Annotated in this window: 22 protein-coding genes; 18 read left to right on the forward strand and 4 right to left on the reverse strand. The window is 60.4% G+C overall.

Translation table 11 applies throughout. The features are described from left to right. Positions 1 to 80 precede the first annotated feature (80 nt). The 10 genes from AC3B6A_RS18570 to AC3B6A_RS18615 all read left to right on the forward strand — a co-directional run bounded on the left by AC3B6A_RS18570 (position 81) and on the right by AC3B6A_RS18615 (position 11,265). Positions 81 to 710, forward strand: coding sequence for a TnsA endonuclease N-terminal domain-containing protein (locus AC3B6A_RS18570; protein ID WP_082816380.1), 630 nt, complete (start codon positions 81 to 83; stop codon positions 708 to 710). Next, a complete protein-coding gene (locus AC3B6A_RS18575; RefSeq protein WP_082816381.1) occupies positions 707 to 2,626 on the forward strand; it encodes a TnsB C-terminal domain-containing protein in 1,920 nt (639 codons plus the stop codon). Before AC3B6A_RS18570 ends, AC3B6A_RS18575 begins: the two co-directional genes overlap by 4 nt. Then, on the forward strand, positions 2,613 to 3,554 hold the full coding sequence (locus AC3B6A_RS18580; protein WP_116424777.1) for a TniB family NTP-binding protein: 942 nt from the start codon (positions 2,613 to 2,615) through the stop codon (positions 3,552 to 3,554). Before AC3B6A_RS18575 ends, AC3B6A_RS18580 begins: the two co-directional genes overlap by 14 nt. Further along, a complete protein-coding gene (locus AC3B6A_RS18585) occupies positions 3,554 to 5,497 on the forward strand; it encodes a TniQ family protein (RefSeq protein WP_488398581.1) in 1,944 nt (647 codons plus the stop codon). The genes AC3B6A_RS18580 and AC3B6A_RS18585 overlap by 1 nt, the downstream gene beginning before the upstream one ends. 367 nt (positions 5,498 to 5,864) lie before the next feature. Continuing rightward, complete coding sequence (locus AC3B6A_RS18590) at positions 5,865 to 6,659, forward strand: FRG domain-containing protein (protein ID WP_488398582.1); 795 nt, start codon at positions 5,865 to 5,867, stop codon at positions 6,657 to 6,659. Positions 6,660 to 7,012: 353 nt separating this feature from the next. After that, positions 7,013 to 7,471, forward strand: coding sequence for a BRO-N domain-containing protein (locus AC3B6A_RS18595; RefSeq protein ID WP_488398583.1), 459 nt, complete (start codon positions 7,013 to 7,015; stop codon positions 7,469 to 7,471). A gap of 180 nt (positions 7,472 to 7,651) precedes the next feature. Next, positions 7,652 to 8,185, forward strand: coding sequence for an REP-associated tyrosine transposase (locus tag AC3B6A_RS18600; protein WP_488398584.1), 534 nt, complete (start codon positions 7,652 to 7,654; stop codon positions 8,183 to 8,185). 206 nt (positions 8,186 to 8,391) lie between these two features. Further along, positions 8,392 to 10,023: a mechanosensitive ion channel family protein gene (locus AC3B6A_RS18605; RefSeq protein ID WP_488398585.1), complete on the forward strand. Its 1,632-nt coding sequence runs from the start codon at positions 8,392 to 8,394 to the stop codon at positions 10,021 to 10,023. Between the two features lie 541 nt (positions 10,024 to 10,564). Beyond that, complete coding sequence (locus tag AC3B6A_RS18610; protein ID WP_488398586.1) at positions 10,565 to 10,762, forward strand: hypothetical protein; 198 nt, start codon at positions 10,565 to 10,567, stop codon at positions 10,760 to 10,762. A 260-nt stretch (positions 10,763 to 11,022) separates the two neighbouring features. Continuing rightward, a complete protein-coding gene (locus AC3B6A_RS18615; protein WP_488398587.1) occupies positions 11,023 to 11,265 on the forward strand; it encodes a hypothetical protein in 243 nt (80 codons plus the stop codon). Between the two features lie 133 nt (positions 11,266 to 11,398). Here the strand turns inward: AC3B6A_RS18615 and AC3B6A_RS18620 are convergent, their stop codons facing one another. Next, the gene (locus AC3B6A_RS18620) at positions 11,399 to 11,998 is read right to left on the reverse strand and encodes a hypothetical protein (RefSeq protein WP_488398588.1); all 600 of its coding nucleotides are present in this window, start codon (positions 11,996 to 11,998) and stop codon (positions 11,399 to 11,401) included. Positions 11,999 to 12,373: 375 nt separating this feature from the next. Between AC3B6A_RS18620 and AC3B6A_RS18625 the strand changes: the two genes are divergently transcribed. Both AC3B6A_RS18625 and AC3B6A_RS18630 read left to right on the forward strand, forming a co-directional pair. After that, a complete protein-coding gene (locus AC3B6A_RS18625; protein ID WP_488398589.1) occupies positions 12,374 to 13,258 on the forward strand; it encodes a LysR family transcriptional regulator in 885 nt (294 codons plus the stop codon). Between the two features lie 174 nt (positions 13,259 to 13,432). Continuing rightward, positions 13,433 to 14,269, forward strand: coding sequence for a bifunctional allantoicase/(S)-ureidoglycine aminohydrolase (locus AC3B6A_RS18630; protein ID WP_488398590.1), 837 nt, complete (start codon positions 13,433 to 13,435; stop codon positions 14,267 to 14,269). 606 nt (positions 14,270 to 14,875) lie between these two features. Here AC3B6A_RS18630 and AC3B6A_RS18635 read toward each other — a convergent pair. Beyond that, positions 14,876 to 15,724, reverse strand: a complete 849-nt coding sequence (locus AC3B6A_RS18635) for a CAP domain-containing protein (RefSeq protein WP_488398591.1) — start codon at positions 15,722 to 15,724, stop codon at positions 14,876 to 14,878. Positions 15,725 to 15,821: 97 nt separating this feature from the next. Continuing rightward, positions 15,822 to 16,121 carry a putative quinol monooxygenase gene (locus AC3B6A_RS18640; RefSeq protein ID WP_488398592.1) on the reverse strand — a complete coding sequence of 100 codons (300 nt, stop codon included), beginning with the start codon at positions 16,119 to 16,121 and terminating at the stop codon, positions 15,822 to 15,824. Between the two features lie 168 nt (positions 16,122 to 16,289). On the opposite strand from AC3B6A_RS18640, the gene mdaB reads away from it, so the two are divergent. The 3 genes from mdaB (at position 16,290) to AC3B6A_RS18655 (ending at position 19,087) form a co-directional block, all read left to right on the forward strand. Further along, complete coding sequence (gene mdaB, locus AC3B6A_RS18645; RefSeq protein WP_488398593.1) at positions 16,290 to 16,880, forward strand: NADPH:quinone oxidoreductase MdaB; 591 nt, start codon at positions 16,290 to 16,292, stop codon at positions 16,878 to 16,880. Positions 16,881 to 17,307: 427 nt separating this feature from the next. Then, on the forward strand, positions 17,308 to 17,589 hold the full coding sequence (locus tag AC3B6A_RS18650; protein ID WP_152222096.1) for a peptidylprolyl isomerase: 282 nt from the start codon (positions 17,308 to 17,310) through the stop codon (positions 17,587 to 17,589). A gap of 373 nt (positions 17,590 to 17,962) precedes the next feature. Further along, positions 17,963 to 19,087, forward strand: a complete 1,125-nt coding sequence (locus AC3B6A_RS18655) for a PilT/PilU family type 4a pilus ATPase (RefSeq protein WP_488398594.1) — start codon at positions 17,963 to 17,965, stop codon at positions 19,085 to 19,087. 2 nt (positions 19,088 to 19,089) lie between these two features. On the opposite strand, the gene AC3B6A_RS18660 is transcribed toward AC3B6A_RS18655, so the two are convergent. Further along, positions 19,090 to 19,953 (reverse strand): YihY/virulence factor BrkB family protein, encoded by an 864-nt coding sequence (locus AC3B6A_RS18660; protein WP_488398595.1) that lies wholly within the window; start codon positions 19,951 to 19,953, stop codon positions 19,090 to 19,092. A gap of 189 nt (positions 19,954 to 20,142) precedes the next feature. Here AC3B6A_RS18660 and AC3B6A_RS18665 point away from each other — a divergent pair, with 189 nt between their 5' ends. From AC3B6A_RS18665 to AC3B6A_RS18675, 3 genes are all read left to right on the forward strand, one after another. Then, entirely contained in the window at positions 20,143 to 20,580 is a 438-nt protein-coding gene (locus AC3B6A_RS18665; RefSeq protein ID WP_488398596.1) for a hypothetical protein, read from the forward strand. Positions 20,581 to 20,591: 11 nt separating this feature from the next. Continuing rightward, positions 20,592 to 20,780 (forward strand): hypothetical protein, encoded by a 189-nt coding sequence (locus tag AC3B6A_RS18670; protein ID WP_488398597.1) that lies wholly within the window; start codon positions 20,592 to 20,594, stop codon positions 20,778 to 20,780. Between the two features lie 82 nt (positions 20,781 to 20,862). Then, positions 20,863 to 20,991 (forward strand): hypothetical protein, encoded by a 129-nt coding sequence (locus tag AC3B6A_RS18675; RefSeq protein ID WP_488398598.1) that lies wholly within the window; start codon positions 20,863 to 20,865, stop codon positions 20,989 to 20,991. Positions 20,992 to 21,051: the final 60 nt, after the last annotated feature.

A 21,051-nucleotide genomic window follows, 5' to 3' on the forward strand; every position in this document is an offset into this window, starting at 1 on the left:
ACATGGCGAGGATGCGAATTGCTCTCGTCGCGTACTGAGTACGGCACCTGGTTAGGCCCATCCAGCCCAGGGGACTCATCATGGCTGCAGCTAATGAAACAGCACGAAACGTGACTCGCTGTCACTATGGAAAAAATGTTGTTTTTTTCCCGTCCCGTAAGAATAACTGTCAAGTAATCTGCGAAAGCGTGCTGGAAGCAGATTACTGCCTCCTACTTGAGTTCGATAAGCAAGTCTTGGACTATCGGAGCCAACCTGAAACCTTGACGCTTCTCGATGACGGCGAAACTTTTATCTACACACCGGACTTCTGCGTAAACAGTAGTGAAGAGCTATTTTATGTAGAGGTAAAACCAGATCGAAATCGATTACCCTCAAAATATCTTCGAAAATTAACGGCTGCAAAAAAATTACTCAACGAGCGCGGTAGCGAACTTCAACTTTTAGACACCAGTGATATCCGCCCACACCATCTATTGAGAAATCTAAAACTGCTGTACTCACGCTCGTTCAATACCCGCCCCGAAGAATACGCCTACCTCATTAGCCAAATACCTCTTTTGCCGAGACATCTGACACTCGACGCCTTGCTACGAGAACTACCAGCCATCAGCTGTTCGGCCAAATACTTGGCCATTTTCAACGAGGTCTTCGGCGTTGATCTGGACCGTTTATTAACAACAAGCACGACGCTGGAGGTATTATCATGAGCCATTCAAGCCCCCCAATGGTCGGTGCCCAGTACGATCTGGAACACGACACCTATGTCGTCACCTGCGTCTTGGATGACCAGATCTCTCTGTGCTCACTTACTGGATTCCAGCGACGCTACCTCTCACGCGCGGAGTTTGCCGTGTTGGAACATCAGGGCAGCATCACTAAAAAGGTGGCCGCCCCTGGCGAGCTCAGCGACGCTTCTCGGTTGCTCCGCTCGGCAGCCGACCGGCAGAAATATGACTATCGCCGTGCCTATGTAGAAGCCTATCTGGAACAGAAAGAACTTACGGGCTGCACGAGAAGCCGTCTGCGCAAACTGATTGACGTGACCGCCGCCTCTCTCGGCGATCAGCGCAAACCCTCCCCCGTCACAGTGTACTGCTGGACCATGCGCTATCTGCGCAACAATCGTAATCCGTTGGCATTGCTACCCAACTATCCCACACATCGGTCACGCGCGATCAAACTAGCCGTAATCGAAATGATGAAACATTACATCAACACGGTCTATTTGACTCGCGAACGCCCGACCATTCAATACACCTACCGTTTGCTGAAAGGACATATTCAGGCGGAAAACGTTAAGCGTGCGAAGGCGGACATGCCGCTACTAAAACCGCCCTCCTATGCCACGTTCTGGCGGCAAGTGGTGAGCACCGACCGCTACCTCGCCGTACGTATGCGCGAAGGAAACAAGGCGGCACAAAGGACCTTTAAACACGGCCGAGCTCTCTATGTGGAGGACGACCTGTACGCCACAGTGCAATTTGATACAAAAACCATGGATGTGGTGGTTGTCGACGAAACCGGCCAACCCTTGGGACGGCCAGTCCTGGTCGCAGGACTCAACCCTAGCACGCGAGAATGCACGGGCTGGCACATGTCGCTTGGCGCCGTCTGCGCAGAACACGTGGTTTTAGCTCTCATTAATGCCATTCAAGGAGACGAGGATGATCCTGACAGCGGGGGAAAGATGCGTAACGCTGATCTGGATAATGGTTCAGAAAACGCCAACGACTGGCTTCAGAACATTGCCAATACCCTGGGCATCTCGCTGCGCTACGTCCCTCCAGGACAACCGGACGCGAAAGCCTTTATTGAGCGCTTCTTCCGAACCGTTGATCAGGGGTTGGTGCATATGCTGCCCGGTACGACCAAGGAGTCGCCCGCCAAGCTGGGTGATTACAAGTCAAAAGAGCATGCCTGCCTCACACTCCAGGAACTTCGCACCGCATTTATCAAGTGGCTGAAGATTTACCATAACAGTTACCACGATGAACTGTACATGTCGCCTCACCAAAAGCGCCTGGAACTCCTTCAGAAATCACCACCGCCAGAACGCTACAGTTCATCCGACCTCAAGCAACTGACACGTAGCATCTGTTATCGCAGACTGTCCAATGGCCGTGTGAGAATGTTCAATCTCTTATGGACCGGGCCTGGAATTGCAGAAACTGCCGCACGCTTGGGAAAAAAACAAACCGCTATCGTCTATTACGACCCATGTGACCTCTCTGAGGTCTGGGTTGCTCATCGCAATTCGCCTAAAGAGATGATTCCGGCATTTGCAACCCGACCAGCATATCAGCATGAATTGACCTTAAGCGAACACCTCAACGTCATGCGAGAGATCAATGAGAGCCGGACAAACTTCAATGAGAGCTTGGCATTGAAAGTGCGCAAGGAACTCTTCGAGGACATCCAAGAGATCAAAAGGAAGGCTGCTCAACGCTCTGCCAAGCAACGAGGCAAAAAGAGTTGTCCCTCCGGGAAAAACAAATCGCTGGAACGCCCTTACGTACACTCTGAGGAGGCCAATTTCCGCCCAATTTCAGTTTCCTTGAGCATCATCGAGACCGAGAAGTTCGAAACATTTAACGTCGAGGATATTCAGCATGAAGAGTCCTGACACAACAGACATTCTTACCAGATTTTCCTCATTTACCGTGGTCCACCCGTATTTCAAGAATGCGATGGACACCATCAATGAGGCAATCGAAATGACCCGTGACCGCCACGAGCCAAGTTCGGTGCTATTGCTCGGCGATGCCGGCACCGGCAAAACGCGAATTTGTCAAATCCTCACCGCCCGGGTCGGTGACTCCCGAGTTACCCGCAGCAAGGACGGCGTCACGATCCTGCGGCCGGTTATCAGCTGTGTAGTCCCACCTCATGCAACGATCAAAGGCCTCGTCGATCGTATTCTTAAGGAGCTGGGCTCACACAAGAACAATCAATCTCTCAGTAACCTGGAGAGTCGATTGTTTACCTTGCTAGCTACTTGCTGCACGAAAATCATCATTTTGGATGAGTGGCAACATCTAATATCACGAGGAGCCGAGCCCACACGCAACGGAGTATGCGACTGGGTTAAGGTATTGATCAATACGTTCAAAGGCACTGTCATTCTCTCCGGCACTCGAAAAAGTGAGGAGATCGTGGATGAAGATGAGCAACTGGCGGGCAGATTTCCGTTCAGGGCTTACCTGTACAACTTCTCGCTGGGCACACCAGAGGAACAGGACGTTTACGCCACACTCGTGGCGGCCTTTGCCCGAGAAATCAGCAATGCCATGCCGTTTGATGAAGTGTTGGTTCTTTGCGACGAAAAACTTCTGTTGGCACTTTTTATTTTCACTGCTGGAAACCTGCGCATCCTCAGGCTATTGCTACACTCCGCCTTGAAACAGGCACTGGAAAGAAACGACCGAAAGTTTATCCGTGAAGACCTGGCTTATGCCGCGACACGAATTCATTATGCGCGACGCCTGACGAAGAAGAACCCCTTTGAACTTTCGCTAGCAGAGCTGCAGGGAATTCTTTTTGGTAAGCTATAATGATGAGAATCCCTTATGTCGCCCTTCCACTGGATGAGGAAAGCTTTGCAAGCACCATCCTGAGAATGGCTCAAAGAAATGGTTATCTCTGCGTGGACCAATTCCTTAAGTCTTTTGGCCTGGGGAATAGTGGGATCCCCGCTAATCAATGGGTAGGATCGAATCTATATAGATTGATATTGGGGCAACCCACACTGAGAAACGAAGATCGAGAACTACTTAAATCTATATTTAACACCAAGTCCATGCGCTATCGCACCGACGTATTCACGATTAACGGGATACGGTTACCGACTCACATGCTGCGCCAAGATCTGGCCATATGTCCAGACTGCCTGAGAGAGGGCTACTTACACCACATGCATGCTTATGAGTTCTGTGATATCTGCCCCAAACACAGCCAATATTACTATCTGACGTGCCCTAGCTGTAACGTCCCTATTAGCTGGCGCAACCTAAAAGGCTGGATTTGCGCCTGCGGCCAAGACTTACGCCAACTCACGACTCAACCCGCCAATAGTTACTCCACGATGCTAGTTGCGCAGGCACTCCAAGAGGCTGACCATATTTATATGAAAAACCTCTGCACAGCGATAAAATGCACACGCTATCTAGAAAGCCCAATACGCAGCCATGACTTGCTAGCCGATTGCCAAAACGTCGCCACCGGTGATAAAGACTACTTCTTCAGCCATATCAGAAAGCAACAATCTCTTTACCCTTGCCTACATCGGCGGGCAATTCTGGCACCATGGCTACTGACAGACAACACCCAATTGCGCACTTATGCCATCGAGTACTTTTTTGCCGCATCGCAGCAGAAACCCTCATCCCGAGCTCACGCCTGTGAGTGTAGCCAACTATTATTCAATCCAGCAGAGCTCAGATTTACCTTCAAGATTGAAAGATCCCAGAAGAGCAAGATCCCAAATCAGAGCAGGCCTACCGGAACCACTATCAAACTATTCCAAGTACAGGATCTCTGCCGCTTACTGATGGAGTGTCCCAAAATCAGTTGGGATGACTTCGATCATCAGCCCTATCCGTGCAACGCCAATAGGCTTATGAATGCAACGGAAGCAGCATACGCATTGACCACGAGTAAGCAGACGATAAAGCGTCTTCACTACTTTGGCTTACTTAAGGGAGAGCGGTTTCAGAGGAAAGTTGGGGTGCTATTCCCTTGCAGTGAGGTCGAAAGGTTCCACCAGACCTATGTACTCAACCGTGAAATCTCCAAGAATCTAGGAATCAAACCCAAGACTGTACAGAAACTATTGACTTCGGCGGGTATCCAGGAGGTACGTAACAGGGCTTTCGGCTCATCACTCGTCGCCTATCGAAAGGACAAAATCTCCGCAGAGCTTCTCTCATTTCTTACCACTCCTAGGCCTCCTACAGCCCCCAGACTCCAGACCTCCTCCTGCTCAGGAATATTATTTAGCGAAGCAGCCAGCAAACTACGATTGGGCGTCAAGGATATCCCGACCCTCATCAAGATGGGCATTTTGGAGACTGCTCCGGCCATTCGGAGCACAGGACTTCCTGGCAGGGATCTATGTACCCGCAAAAGCCTGTATCAGGCCCTACGCTGGAGAAGTCGGCTTCTCACGTTTTTGGAGGTTGAGAAGCTCTCAGGCTGCTCAACAATCATGATCCATGCCCGATTTGTTTCTGCAAGCTTCATTAAAGAAATCAAGCTAACAACTACATCACTGATGAGTTCTCTAGACGCCGAGAAGGTGAAAAATCACTTCAAAACCTACACTACTGAAAAGACGGCGAGAACTGAGTACCGACTAAGTCCAAAAAGAATTCAGCAGCAAATAGCGAAAAATAGAATTCATCTTCTTCCTCCCTCCCACAAGGACTTTCTCAAAGGTCAAAATACAATTTTAAGAGCAGAGCTTGACGCTATCTATAGAGCATCCCCTGAGTATTAATCCACTTCCCTCTTAGTTTCTCCTCTCCGTCACACGCTCTTCCCCTACCAGCACGCAGCGTGCCCCAATGATCCGCCACAACCGTCATTCACCCTCGTGGCCAATTCCGACTCCCTATCAGTCCAGTACTTAGCGCAAAAGAAAGCACATATTCCAGGAATTGGTGAAACGGAGCAAATCCAGCCGGTTGGTAACCTATTGATAATATTCGGCACCTGGGATAAATCCATCTGAAAAGGTACGGTAGTAGCGAAGCAGTAAGTCAAGACCATTAGAAACGCTGTAAGCCGAAATGGAATTTTGGGGCAGTGATTAGAAAGACGAAAAGCCCCGCCTAGTGCGGGGCTTTTTATTTTTAGGAGCCAACATGGCCAGAACCTCTCGCTGGACCGCTGGAACTTTTGACAGAGGTGTTTACGAAATAAACCTAAGCTCTTGGAAATATTTTTCAGACTACATAAACCAAGAAATGCTCGACTACAAGACCTACATATATCGCGGCCAAGCAAATTCAAAATGGAAGCTTGAGCCGACCCTAGATAGAGTTATCAAGTCGCCCACTTCCCCCAAAAGATCCTCACACCTGCAAAATTTTAAATACTCTGTCAGAGGCAGACGAGGAAACAACCCTCCGAACCTCACAACCGAGAATGACTGGTGGCCCCTCGGCCAGCATCATGGCTTAAAAACACCACTTCTTGATTGGACAGAGTCCCCCTTTGTTGCACTCTTCTTCGCTGCATCTGGAGCAAAGCAAGACAACTTTGAAAAGTTCTCTGTATTTGCCTTGTCGCAAATATCTGCAGGAGCATACAACCAAAGAATAATAAACAAGGCATCAACAACAGAAACAAAAGACAAGATACAAAAAGTCGAAATCATTCGCCCCCTAAGCGACGAAAACAATAGACTTGTAAATCAGAGAGGACTATTTACGCGCGCGCCAAACAATATCGACCTTGAGTCTTGGAAGAAGAGCAACTACAACGAAGAAGAAGACAAAAACATAATACGCATATTAAAAATCAACATCCCAAAGACCGGGATTGATAACTGCCTAAAATATCTAAACCGCATGAACATAAATCATGCCACCCTCTTCCCGGATTTAGAGGGAGCCTCTAAAACATGCAATTTAGAGCTCGACATATCAGGATATTAAAAGCGGCCTAGGTTGACCACCAACAACTATCGCTCTACCCTCACGCCCGGCGCCTAAGAAACGCCTGTCACACAGCGGCCTGACCGCTCCCGAAAGTTAAGCGGCTTTTTCGAGCACGCTGGATTCATTCGTCCTCGAAAAAGACTCTGTGACGTCGGGAGTGGGCTAATACAAGACCCGAAAGGGGAATACGTCCGGCCCTCTGTGTGGGGTTTCTTAACTCCCGGCACCCCAGCCCTAAGAAAGCTGGTTACATCACACAGAGGTAATGGATATGCCTTTCACCCCCAGCCTTCACCCCGAAGGCGCTTCGCTGTGCCCACCCTCTTCCCCCTCCACCCCGGAGGTGCGCCATGTCTGAAGAGGTCCTGATCCCCACCGTTTTCACCCGCCACAAGCGCCAGCTGCGCGCCGTGCTGCTGGAAGACCAGTGCTGGTTCTGCGCCCACGACCTGGGCAAGCTGATCGGCTTTCCCGTGCTGGAAGACCGCGTGGCGCGCAACCTGGACGACGACCAGCACCGCCAGGCCTGGGTGCGAGACAGCAATGGCGAATACGTGGATGAACTGCTGCTCAGCGAATCCGGCCTGTACGCCACGCTGATCCACTTCTTCCACCCGGAAAACCGCTGCATCCGCCAGTGGATTTCCCAACACGTCATCCCCACCCTGCGCGACCAGCACCGCACCGACCTCGGCGAACCCCGTCGCGAAACCCTCCACGGCCCCACGCAGAACCTCACCGTGCTGCGCTGGCAGGGCCTGCTGTGGGTGCCCTACCGGCAATGGCCGGAGCTGAGCGCCGAAGCCTGACCCTTCCGCGTAGGAGCGAGCTTGCTCGCGAACGGAGGCACTGAAGTTGAGCCAGTTCGCGAGCAAGCTCGCTCCTACAATCGCCGGCCCCACCTCCGCGCCCGGTGGATGAGCGTTCATGTAGGGTGGATGACGCTCTTTTCATCCACCAACGCTTCACTCCATACCCCCGGAGGAACCATGTCCGATTACCGCCGCGCACGGATGCCGGGCGGCACCTACTTCTTTACCGTCAACCTGCGCGATCGCCGCGACGACCTGCTGGTGCGCGAGATCGACCTGCTGCGTAGCGTGGTCGGTGCCGTCAAACAACGCCACCCGTTCCATATCGATGCCTGGGTCGTTCTGCCGGAACACATGCACTGCCTCTGGACCCTGCCTCCCGGCGACGTGGCCTATGCGGATCGCTGGAAGGCAATCAAGTTCGCCTTCTCCAGGCGCTTGCCGAACCTTGAATCGCGCAGCGATGCCCGGCGTGATCGCAGCGAGCGGGGTATCTGGCAACGTCGCTATTGGGAGCACCTGATCCGCGACCCGCTCGATTACCAGCGGCATTTCGATTACATCCATTTCAATCCCGTCAAACATAGCCATGCGGCGTGTGTGCGGGATTGGCCGTATTCGAGTTTTCACCGGGCGGTGCGGGATGGGATTTATCCGGTGGATTGGGCGGGCGGTGCGTCGGGGCAGGATGGTGGACGTTGGGGGGAGTGAGCGGGGGTGGTTCGGGTTGGTGGATGGGAAGAGCGCCATCCACCCTACGGGAAGTCTGTGGTTGGTGGATGAAAGAGCGTCATCCACCCTACGGAGATGGGCGCGGAAACGCTTCGGGGATTCGCGAGCGCCGACTCGAATTGAACTAGGCTGAAATGGCCGGGCAGTGCCCGGTGAAGAATGGATGACCGGCCGGAGTTCGATGCATGGGGAAGCGGGTGAGCGGGTGGGGTGCCACTGTCTTTTTGGCTTTCTATATCGTGTTTTCCACCGTTGCCCAGGCCGTAGAGGAGACCGCGACGGTATCGGAGGCTCCCGCCGAACTGAAGATCGCCAATCGCAGCATCTTCACGTTCCACGCCACCCTGCTGGGTGAGTCGCCCGACGTTCGCGTCAGGCGGGCGGAGGGTGTGATCAATGAGCTGCTCGACGGCACCGAGGACCTGGAGGTCAGGCTGAGCCCGGTGCAGAACAGCTATCTGGTGCTGGTGGGCGACCGCCGGGCCTTCATCGTCTCGCCCAAGGACGTCGAATCACCGGGCGGCTCGGTTCCCGACGCCGCGGAGGACGCGGCGCAGCGCGTGCGCCAGGTCATCGCCGAGCTCCAGGAAGCACGGAGTCTGCGCTTCCTGCTCATCGCCGGCGGGATCACCATCGTGGCGACGCTGCTGTACCTCGGGCTGTTGCGCCTGCTTTCCTGGCTCCGCGAACGGGCACTGTCCTGGCTGCCGAAGAGCATCCAGAAACATGCCAGCGCGCTGATGATCGGTCAGGCGCAGTTGATCGACATGCGCAACCTCATCCCGCTGGCAAGGCACCTGATGACGCTGCTGTACTGGTCGCTGGTGCTGTTGCTCACCTACCAGTGGCTGGCGTTCGTGCTGCAGCGCTTCCCCTACACCCGGCCCTGGGGCGAGGGCCTCCATCGCTACCTGCTGCATCTGGTCCGCTACTTGGCCGAGGCGCTGGTCAGCGCCGTTCCGGGGCTGGTCATCGCGGTGTTGATCCTCTTCCTCGCCCGGGGTTTCAGCGCATTCAGCAAGAAGCTGCTGGAGCGCCTGTCCCGGCCCGGCACCATCACCTGGCTCACCCGGGAAACCCTGCAGACCACGACCCGGCTGACTTCGCTGGCGATCTGGCTGTTCGCCGTGGCGATGGCCTATCCCTACCTGCCCGGCTCCGGCACGGAGGCGTTCAAGGGGCTGTCGGTGCTGATCGGCCTGATGATCTCGCTGGGCGCATCGAGCGTGGTCGGGCAGGCCGCCGCGGGGCTGATCCTCACCTACACCCGCACGCTGCGCGTCGGCGAGTTCGTCCGGGTTGGCGACTACGAGGGGACGGTGACCGCAATCGGGATGTTCACCACGACCATCCGCACCGGCCTGGGCGAGATGCTGACGCTGCCCAATTCGATGATCACCGGCTCGGTGACCAAGAACTACTCCCGCGTGGTGCATGGCGAGGGCTACGTGGTGGATACCACCGTGACCATCGGCTACGACACGCCCTGGCGGCAGGTGGAGGCGATGCTCCTCGAAGCGGCGCGGCGCACCCCCGGCGTACTCCAGATACCGGCGCCGCAGGTGTTCCAGACGGCCCTGTCGGACTTCTATCCCGAATACCGGCTGGTGGCCCAGGCGGTGCCCGGCGAGCCCCGCTCCCGCGCGGAACTGCTGACGATGCTCCACGCCAATATCCAGGACGTGTTCAACGAGTACGGCGTGCAGATCATGTCGCCGCACTACCTGGGCGACCCCGCGCAGGAGAAATGGGTGCCCAGGGAGCACTGGTACACGGCCCCGGCGCAGGAGCGCCGGCGGGAGGACGAGGCGCAATGAGCGAGCGCAGGTGAACCCGGGGAGCGCGCTTGCTCGCGGACGGTGCTTCCCGGCGGCACCGGAGTTGGGCGGTTCGCGAGCAAGCTCGCGCCTACAATCGCCGGCCCCACCTCCGCGCTCGGTGGATTCACCCTACGAGCTCCCCTCCCGCTTTGTGAAACAGTTCGCGAGCTCGCTTAACCCACTTCCAGCACTGCGAACAGGCGCCCCCGGAAACCCTTAATGCCACCTTAAGGTGGCAAGCGCATCGTTCAGACCGAGAAGAAGCCAGCTCCTCAGCGATGCATCTGCACACCGGTGCTTCTCCCCTTCGACTACGCTTCTTCCTGCACGGCATGGCAACTGCCACGAGGACCTCGTCTGGAAGGCCTGGACGACCGTCATGAATCGACCGGAGAAGTACCAAAAGGCTATCGAAGGGAACCGTCAGTGATAAAAAATGCCGAAGTCCCTGTGCTCCACACACCCACGCGAAACGAACCGTGAATAGCCCTGCCTGCAGCGAGGGCATCCAACCCAATCCGGCGCTAGGGATGACGATATGAAACTGCGTAAAGAAATTGAGAAAGCGATCCGTGAAGCCAATGGCGACCGTGCCCTGGCGGCCCTGGCCGTCTGCGCCTTGCTCGACGAGCGCCTGAAGCTGGCCGAAAAAGGCTGGTTCGACGACGACCCTCTCCTCCTGAATGCCCTCAAGGACTCCGAGCAGATTCCGGCGCTGCTCCATTCGGCAGCCTGACGACCAACCGGCCCCTGTTCGTCCAGGGGCCACGTTACCTCTAAGTATCTATCCCTGCTGCCTCCCCTTCCCCTGAAGAGAACAACACCACGCCAGCGACCACAGGCCTGATGCGGTGCCCCTGCACGCATGATCCCTGCGGGCTTGGACGGCCTTGCTTCTACATCCCCACACCTTTGTCTCTTCGCAAGCCGACTCGCGCCTACAAGAGCGTCACCCTGATCTACGCTCAGTGCTGTGCGATGCACAGGAGTGACGCGATGAGCACCGATGACAAGCTGAACCTCGATGAACTCACCCTGGTCCCCATGGAACCCGCCGAGGCAGAGTCGGCCGCGCCTGCGGTGCCGGCCAAGCCGAAATTCATGGTCGATACCCGCCACGGGGGGGAGCGGCGCAGCGGCACCGACCGGCGCCAGAGCATCCGTTTCGAGGCGGACCGCCGCAAGGGCGACCGACGCGCGGGACAAGGCGATCCCTGGTCGAAGTTCACCGATATCTGACTGCCCGGGCGGCAAGGCTTGCGTAAGGAACCGGGCGGGTGGAGCGGGCGACACCCATAGACGGGCCAATGGGTATCGCAAGTACCGTGCTGCTCAAGCTCCACGCCGAGCGCCGCCGGGCAGTTGCGGGGGCTCAGTGGCGAATGCCGCCAAGCCACTCCGGCGATGAAACCAGGCTCTGATGGATCAGCGGCCAGACGGCTTCCGCGGCACGGCGGGAGAACATCTTGAAATGCCCGATCTCGCGCATGCCCGCCTCTTCGGGGGAAATGCTCTGCAGCGATGAGTGCGCGGCCTGGCTGTAGTAGTCGACGACCTCCGCAACGCTGCCCAGCGGGGCCATCCGGTCATCGCTGAACGCCAGCGCCACGAGCGTGCCCTTGAAGCGCCGGTATCCCTCCCGGTTCAGTCCCGGATCAGCCTGAAGGTATCCCGGCACCCGCACCCATCGCCGCCAGCGATAGATCACCTTTCGGGGAATGTTTTCTCCCGCGCCGATCTTCTTCGCCGGGAAATACCCCCGGATCGGGACCAGCAGCGGGATCAGGAGATACACATACATGCGCAGCAACGCCCGGATGCGAGGGCCGAAATGCCCCATGTAGCCGCTCTGCGCCGACACCAGCACGATGTGGTCCACCAGCCCGATCGCCGGAGACGCCCCCAAGGTCGCGCCACCGAAGCTGTGCCCGATGCAGCACAGCGGCACATCGGGATATTTCCGCCAGATCACCTCTTCCTCCATTCCGAGAGCGGCCAGAGAAGAGCACCTGAACTCAAGGCCAACAAGAACCCGCCATCCGCGTCTTAATCCGCCCTCACACCGAAATAGCCCTTGGAAAAGTCAAAAATCCGAACTCCCTCGCAAAGACGCTGCCGAGACCAACCAAAAGAGAAGAAATCGGGATTGTTCAGGCAAAAAGGCAGCAGTTTCCGGACCATCAACAAGCAATGGCTTTCCTGATTCTCATACGTCCTACCTCCAGACAGACCGCTCCCGCAGGCAGCGGCGCCGTCTCCCGTGGCCAAGCGGCGCGCCACGTCCGCATTGCCGGCGTTCAAGCGAGCTGTTAAAAGCGGAATCGACATTCAGAAAACCGATACCGCCATGAGCGACAGTGAAAAATCGAATACCCGCCTGTTCGACCTCGACCTGCTCCGCGCCATCGTCACGGTGGCCGACTGCGGCAGCTTCACCACGGCCGCCACGCGCCTGCACTCGACCCAGTCCACCATCAGCCAGAAGATCCGCCGCCTGGAGGAGATGGCCGGGCACCGCCTGCTGGAGCGCGGCAACCGCGACGTGCTGCCCACCGATGCCGGGGAGACGCTGCTGGGCTATGCGCGGCGCCTGCTGGCGCTGAACGACGAGATGGTCGAGGCGCTGTCCGGCGCGCTGGTGGCGCTGACGGTGCGCATCGGCGTGCCGGACGACTTCGCCACGGGGCGCACCACCGAGCAGCTGGCGGCGTTCAACCGGCGCTACCCGCAGGTGAAGCTGGAGGTCACCAGCGGCCTGAGCCGCGACCTGTCCGCCAGCTACGACCGCGGCGAGCTGGACCTGGTGCTGCTCAAGCAGCGGCAGAACGCCCGCGAGGCGGTGGCCTGCTGGCCGGAGAAGACGCGCTGGGTGGACAGCGCGAAGAACCCCTGCATCGAGCTGGACCCGCTGCCCATCGTCACCTTCCCGCCGCGCGGGGTGTACCGCGACGAGCTGATCGCCGCGCTGGAGGCCGTCGGCCGGCGCTGGCACATCAGCTTCACCAGTTCCAGCCTCTCCGGCATCCAGTCGGCCATCGCCGACGGCATGGGCATCGGCCTGCTGCCGCTGCGGGCGGTCACGGCGGAGCACGCGGTGCTGCCGAAGAACACCGGCCTGCCCTCGGTGGATGTGTTCGAGGTGGCGCTGCTGCACCGGCCGGCGGCGGACCCGATGGTGAAGGAGCTGGCCCGCGTGCTGTCGCGGGTTCTGGCCCAGGACACGCAGGGCTGAGCGGCGCCGCTCACGCATTCACAAATTGAATACAGTGGATTCCAACATTTAATTTGTGCATGAACATGCCGCTGGATATCGTGGTTCCCAGCGACGGCCAGCGCGTCGCCCTGCACGAATTGTTCGCCCCGGCGCCTGGCGCCGGGCAGCAAGACAACAATGAGGAATCGTCCCATGGCCAAAACCAGCTATTACGCGCCGCACGGCGGGCACCCGGCACAGACCGAACTGCTCACCGACCGCGCGATGTTCACCGAAGCCTATGCCGTGATCCCCAAGGGCGTGATGCGTGACATCGTCACCAGCCACCTGCCCTTCTGGGACAACATGCGCATGTGGGTCATCGCCCGTCCGCTGTCCGGTTTCGCCGAGACCTTCTCGCAGTACATCGTCGAGCTGGCCCCCAACGGCGGCAGCGACAAGCCGGAGCAGGACGCCAACGCCGAGGCCGTGCTGTTCGTGGTCGAAGGCGAGCTGAGCCTGACCCTGCAGGGCCAGCAGCACAGCCTGCAGCCGGGCGGCTACGCCTTCATCCCGCCGGGTGCCGACTGGAAAATCCGCAACACCTCCGGCCAGCACGCGCGCTTCCACTGGATCCGCAAGCACTACCAGAAGGTCGACGGCGTACCGCTGCCGGAAGCCTTCGTCACCAACGAGCAGGACATCGAGCCGAAGGTGATGCCGGATACCGAAGGCCGCTGGAGCACCACCCGCTTCGTCGATCTGAGCGACATGCGCCATGACATGCACGTCAACATCGTCAACTTCGAGCCGGGCGGCGTGATCCCCTTCGCCGAGACCCACGTGATGGAACACGGCCTGTACGTGCTGGAAGGCAAGGCGGTGTACCGCCTGAACCAGGACTGGGTCGAGGTGGAAGCCGGCGACTTCATGTGGCTGCGCGCCTTCTGCCCGCAGGCCTGCTACTCGGGCGGCCCGGGCCGCTTCCGCTACCTGCTGTACAAGGATGTGAACCGCCACATGCGCCTGACCCTGAACCAGCCGCACTGAGCGGATGGCGCGGGCGGGAGGTCTGGCTGACTCCCCTGGCGAGACAAGAAAAAACCGGCGCTCGTGCGCCGGTTTTTCTTTGGGCGGCATTCAGGGATCGAGCGACCCGGGCTCCCAACAGCGCCGTAGGATGGCGTGGAGCGAAGCGATACCCATCGAGTCTCGGGTAGCAACGCTGATGGGTATCGCAAGCTCCACCCATCCTACGGAGGCTCTGGAGCGGAACAGGCTCCCGTAGGAGCGGAGCTTCTTCGCGATGGTCGGCGGAGGCCGACCGCCTTTCGGCGGGTTCGCGAGCAAGCTCGCTACGGAGGTGAAAACCGGCGCTCGTGCGCCGGTTTTTCTTTGGGCGGCACTCAGGGATCGAGCGACCCGGGCGCCCAACAGCGCCGTAGGATGGCGTGGAGCGAAGCGATACCCATCGAGTCTCGGGTAGCAATGCTGATGGGTATCGCAAGCTCCACCCATCCTACGAAGGCCTTGGCGCGGGCCCGGCTCCCGTAGGAGCGGAGCTTCTCCGCGATGGTCGGCAGAAGCCGACCGCCTTTCGGCGGGTTCGCGAGCAAGCTCGCTCCTACAGGGGGATCAATGCCGGCCTGGACGCGTTTACTGCGTCCCGAACATCGCCGTCCAGTAGATGCCCGCGTCGCTCTTCGGGTCGGCCGCGTAGGCCGCGCCCAGTTCGCTGAACTGCGGGTTCATCAGGTTGGCGCAGTGGCCGGGGCTGGACAGCCAGCTGTCCACCACCTTGCGCGCGTTGCCCTGGCCGGCGGCAATGTTCTCGCCGATCTGCTGGAACGTGTAGCCACCCAGCTCGGCGCGGTCGCCCGGGGTGCTGCCGTCGCGGCCCTTGTGGTCGAAGTAGTTGTTGTTGGCCATGTCGCGGCTGTGGCCTTCGGCGATGCTGCCAAGGGTGGTGTTCCAGGCCAGCGCGGGGGCGTTGCCGAAGTTCTGTCCGCCGCACTGGCGGGCCTGGGCGCGGGCGGCGTTGATCGCCTGCAGCAGCTGCTGGCCTTCGGCCTCCCAGGTGCCGAGCTTGCCTTGCAGCAACGGGCGACCGAGGAGGATGCGCCAGTCGTCGCCCTCGCGGTTCACGCCGACGTCGACGAACTGCGGGTCGAGCAGCACCTGGCAGAAACTCTCCTGCAGGGCCTTCATCGCCGCGTTCGCATCGCGCGGGCCGATGAGGCTGAGCATGCGCACGCTGCTCATGGGGTAGCCGGTCTGGTTCAGCGCGGTCTTCCAGTCGCCGACGCTGGCGGGGATCGCCAGGCGCTGCTCAACCGCCAGCGGCGGGAGGACCTGCGAGGCGCTGCCGGCGCAGGACTGCACCTCGCCGCGATAGGCGTTGATGGCCTCGACCAGTTGCTCCTGGTCGGCGGCGACGGCGAAGGTGGCGGACAGCAGCCCCAGCGACAGCAGCAGGCTGCGCGGGATGAAGGACGTGGCACCCATGCGGGACTCCCCTTGGCGAAATGGCCTACATGATGCGCGATTCTTCGGCGTTTGGCTGCGCCGCGTGCGTGGGAAGCGCCGGCCGCGCGGCTGCGGATCAGCGCGCCAGCGGCTGCATCACCTCGACGTCCCGGATGTCGAAATCGCGGCGCAGGTAGTCCATGCGCCGTTCGTGGAATTCGCGCATGTGCGGCAGCGCGGTGTGCACGGCCAGGTGCTCGCGGCTCTGCCAGACCTCGAAGAAGGTGAACAGGGTCGGGTCGCTGGCGTCGCGCAGCATGTGGTACTGGATGCAGCCGTCCTCGGCACGACTCGGCGCGAGGTAGGTACGGAACAGGCGCTCGAAGGACTCGGCCTTTTCCGGTCGGGTGTGGGCGTGGAGGATGAAGGCGTACATGGGCATGGGCTCAGGATTGGCGGGGAAGATTGCCAATCCTGACGCAAATCAACAAATGCCATTCGTGATTCTCACGCACCTATCCTTTGCCCGGAAACGGGTTTTTCCGCCGTAGCCGCGCCGCTATCCTGCCGTCATCCTGAATTTGCCACTTCAAGAGTCCCTTCCATGAAAAAGATCCTGCTGATCAATGGCGGCAAGCAGTTCGCCCATTCCAATGGCCAGTACAACGCGACCCTGCACGAAGCGGCCATCGCCTACCTGGACCATGCCGGCTGCGACGTGAAGGAAACCTTCGTCGACGGCGGCTACGACATCCAGGAAGAAGTGCAGAAGATGCTCTGGGCCGACGTCATCGTGTACCAGATGCCCGGCTGGTGGATGGGCGCGCCCTGGACGCTGAAGCAGTACATCGACGAGGTGTTCACCGCCGGCCACGGCAGCCTCTACGCCAACGACGGCCGCACCCGCTCCGACGCCTCGCAGAAGTACGGCAGCGGCGGCCTGCTGCAGGGCAAGCAATACATGATCTCGGCCACCTGGAACGCGCCGCAGCAGGCCTTCGACGACCCGACCGACTTCTTCGAGGGCAAGGGCGTGGACGCGGTGTACTTCCCCTTCCACAAGGCCAACCAGTTCCTCGGCATGAGCCCGCTGCCGACCTTCCTCTGCGTCGACGTGATGAAGCGCCCGGACATCGAGGGCGATGTGGAGCGCTACCGGCAGCACCTGGCCAAGGTGCTCGCGCCCCAGGCGTAACGGTTGTCGTGTAGGAGCGGACCTTGTCCGCGAAGCGTTTCCCGGCAGCTCCGGCGCCGGGCTGATCGCGGACGGAGTCCGCTCCTGCAAGAGCCCCCCGCCGCGTCGCTCCGATTTACCGGCCGGATTCCCGCAGGAGCGGACTCTGTCCGCGATGGATTCCGGCAGCTCCGGTGTCTGGAATTTCGCGGACAAGGTCCGCTCCTACAAAAGCGGACTCGCATCGAGGTATTCGCCAGGATGCGCTCCCGTAGGAGCGGACCTTGTCCGCGATGGAGTCTCCCGCCAGCTCCGGCGCCGGGCAGTTCGCGAGCAAGCTCGCTCCTACGAAGAGCGGCAGCCCCGCCGCCAGGCGGCCCTGCATTGGGTTCCGCCGGCGAATCAGCTAGGCTTCGCCCTTTCCTACCGTCTGTTCAGGAGTTATCCCATGGCCCGTGCATCCGCCCGTCACATCCTGGTTTCCAGCGAAGCCAAGTGCAATGAACTCAAAGCTGCCATCGAAGGCGGCGCTGATTTCGCCCAGGTGGCCCGCGACAACTCCACCTGCCCGTCCGGCCGCAGCGGCGGCGACCTGGGCAGCTTCCGCCCGGGCCAGATGGTCCGCGAGTTCGACCAGGTGGTGTTCAGCGCACCGCTGAACGTCGTGCAGGGCCCGGTGAAGACCCAGTTCGGCTACCACCTGGTGGAAGTGACCAGCCGCGAAGACTGATCCGCTCCGCCCGCGCCGTGCCCGTCGAGGGGCGCGGCGCATCCCCTCGCTCCAGCATCCCCGCCCCCGTCATCAATACCGCCAGACAGCCGCACAACGAGCGGCGATCCGCCTCCGGCTTGCGACTACCGACGCAGGTCGCATCCGCCAGGCAATCGACTGCGCCACAGGCACCCGAGTGCAGATGACGTAGAATCGGCGGCTCACCGGGCCCGTAATGATTCCCGCCAGCGCAGCCGGCCACATGCGGTGCGTCAAAGTCCGCCGCTCGCGCCTCCCCTAGGCTTCATGCCCTGCATGCCTGCCGCTTGGCTAGTCTGAATGCAGACGCGCCCTCCCCGCGGGGACCTATCGCAGTACAAAGGATGTTTCCATGAGCGATGCCAGCACCACCGACCTGCCCGACGTCTTCACCTACCTGAGCCAGCTGCCGCAGCACGCCGGCTCCGACATGTTCTTCAGCGTCGGCGCGCCGCCGCACATCAAGGTCGAGGGGCACAGCCGGCCGGTGGACCAGCGCGCGCTGGGCAACGGCGAGGTGAAGACCCTGGCGTGGCAGCTGATGACGCCCGAGCAGGTGACGGAGTTCGAGCGCGACCTGGAGATGAACCTGGCGATCAGCGTGCCGGAGGTCGGCCGCTTCCGCGCCAACATCTACTACCAGCGCGGCGAGGTGGCGATGGTGGTGCGGCTGATCAAGCAGGTGATCCCGGACGTGACCAGCCTCGGCCTGCCGTCGATCCTCGACAAGCTGGCGATGCAGGACCGCGGGCTGATCCTGGTGATCGGCGCGGCGGGCTCGGGCAAGTCCACCACCCTGGCGAGCATGCTGGACTTCCGCAACCGCCACCGCTCCGGGCACATCGTCTGCATCGAGGACCCGATCGAGTTCCTCCATTCGCACCAGAAGTCGATCATCGACCAGCGCGAGGTCGGCCTGGACACCCACAGCTACGAAGACGCCCTGCGCAACGTGCTGCGCGAGGCGCCGGACGTGATCATGCTCGGCGAAATCCGCGACGCGCCGACCATGCAGAACGCCCTGCACTACGCCGAGACCGGCCACCTGTGCGTCGCCACCCTGCACGGCACCAGCTGCCGCCACGCCATCGAGCGCATCGCCCGGTTCTTCCCCGATGAAGCGCGCCCGCAGGTGCTCGCCGACCTGTCGCAGAACCTCCTGGCGCTGGTCGGCCAGCGCCTGGTCCCCGGCACGCGCCAGCGCCGCGTGGTGGCGGTGGAGCTGATGCTGGGCACGCCGCACATCCGCGGCATCATCCAGCGCGACGAGCTGCCGGAGCTCAAGGGCGCCGTGGAGCGCGCCCTGGAAAGCGGCATGCAGAGCTTCGACCAGAGCCTCTACAAGCTGCTGGAGGATGGCCGCGTCAGCGTCACCGACGCGCTCAAGTTCGCCGACTCGCGCACCGACCTGGCGCTGAAGATCAAGCTGGAGCGCGGGATGGAGGATGAGACGGGGGCGTCGATCTTCGGCGCCTGACGCTAGCCGGGGCTGCCGCCGTGGGGCAGATGGCGATCGATCACCGCATTGAGCTCCGCGCCCAGCAGCAGCACCCCGGAGGAAATGTAGAAGTACAGCAGCAGGACGATGATGGCGCCGACGCTGCCGTACATGGCGTTGTAGTCGGCGAAGTTCTGCACGTAGACGCCGAACCCCAGGGACGCCGAAATCCACAGCACGACGGCGAGCACCGAGCCGGGGGTGATGAGGCGGAAGGTCTGCTTCACGTCCGGCGCGACGTGGTAGATCACCGCCACCGCCATCGTCATCAGCAGGACGATGACCGGCCAGCGCAGCACGCCCCAGAGGCTCACCACATAATCCTCCAGCCCCACCTGCCCGGCGATCCAGCCCATGACCTGCGGACCGAGGACCATCAGCGCGGCGATCACCAGCAGCATGCCGACCAGGCCGACGGTGTAGAACAGCGACAGCGGGATGCGCTTCCACGCCGGGCGCGCCTCGCGTACGTCGTACGCCGCGTTCAGCGCGAACATCAGCGAGCGCACCGCCGCCGAGGACGACCACAGCGCGACGATGATGCCGAGCGACAGCAGGCCGCCCTGGCGCTGCTGCAGCTGGTCGATGACCGGATTGACCTGCTCCAGCGCCGGCGCCGGCAGCACGTAGTCGGCCTGTCCGCGCAGCCAGTCGAAGAACTCCGGCAACTGCAGGAAGCCCAGCAGGGCGATGAGGAACAGCAGGAAGGGGAACAGCGAGAACAACCCCTCGTAAGCCAGGGCGGCGGCATAGATGGGCATCTCGTCATCGAGAAACGCCTTCACCGTCAGCCTGCTCAAGGTCCAGGGCCCCAGGCGGAGCCCGCGCATGTCGATGAAACGCATCCTGCACATCCTTGGTGATGGCCGCTTGACGCCGGGCGAAGCGGCGCCAGGCGGGAAGCCCCCCGCCGCGCGCTCCAGTACGAACCATAGCCGCTCGTCGGTGGCCGATGCCAGGCGCAACGGCCCGTCATGGCCTATAAACACCCTGGCGCCCCGCGCCCCACTCCCATCGCCGTACAGGACAACCGCATGCCGATCTCCCGTCTCGCCCTGCCCCTCCTGCTGCTGACCAGCCTGGCCGTACAGGCCGACGAGGCCGCCGACGAAGCCAAGTTCCTCAAGGACTCGGTGGCCTATTTCGACCAGGTTTCCCGCGCCAACCTGCCGCGCCAGGTGGACAAGGTCACCACCCTCGACAGCATGCAGCTCGACCCGCAGAAGAAGATGCTGTATTACCGCTACGCGATTTCCAGCCTGCGCCTGGACCAGATGGACCTGGGCACCCGCGCCAAGTTCGAGAACGGCCTGAGGTCGCAGCTGGAAAGCACCACCTGCCAGCAGACCGAGCTGCTGCAGCGCTTCCGCCAACACCACCTGGGCGTCACCCACGAATACACCGGCAGCGACGGCAAGCCGCTGGCCAGCATCGTCATCGACCCGCAGACCCTCACTTGCGCCGGGAGTTGAATACCCATCCCATGAGCCGTGCCGACTACCACCAGGAACACGCCCGGCGCGCCGAGGCCGAAGCCCGGCGCCTGCTGGGCGAGCGCGCGGCCATGGGCGCGCGCTGGCTGCCCTGGGTGGCCACCGAGCTGTACCGCCTGAGCCCGCCGCATTACGCCGCGATGGTGCGCCGCGAGCTGGAACGCCTCGCCGCCGGCTGAACGGCCGCGCGGCGCGCCGCCCGAGGGCTATGCTGAAGCTGTCCGCCCTCGGATCGAGGGCATCCCGTCGGAGGACAGGCTCATGAAAGGTCTCGACGCGAAAAAGCAAACCAAGAAGAAGCCGCTGAAAACCGCGCACGAAAAGCGCATGGCCAAGCGGCAGAAGAAATCCGGCAAGACGCTGCTGGGCACCCCGCAGCAAACGTCCTGAGGGCTCGCCCCTCGTCACGCGGATAGCCTTGGAAGAGGCTATCCGCTTATCGATTCCGAC

The organism is Pseudomonas sp. B12(2026), from assembly GCF_057767015.1.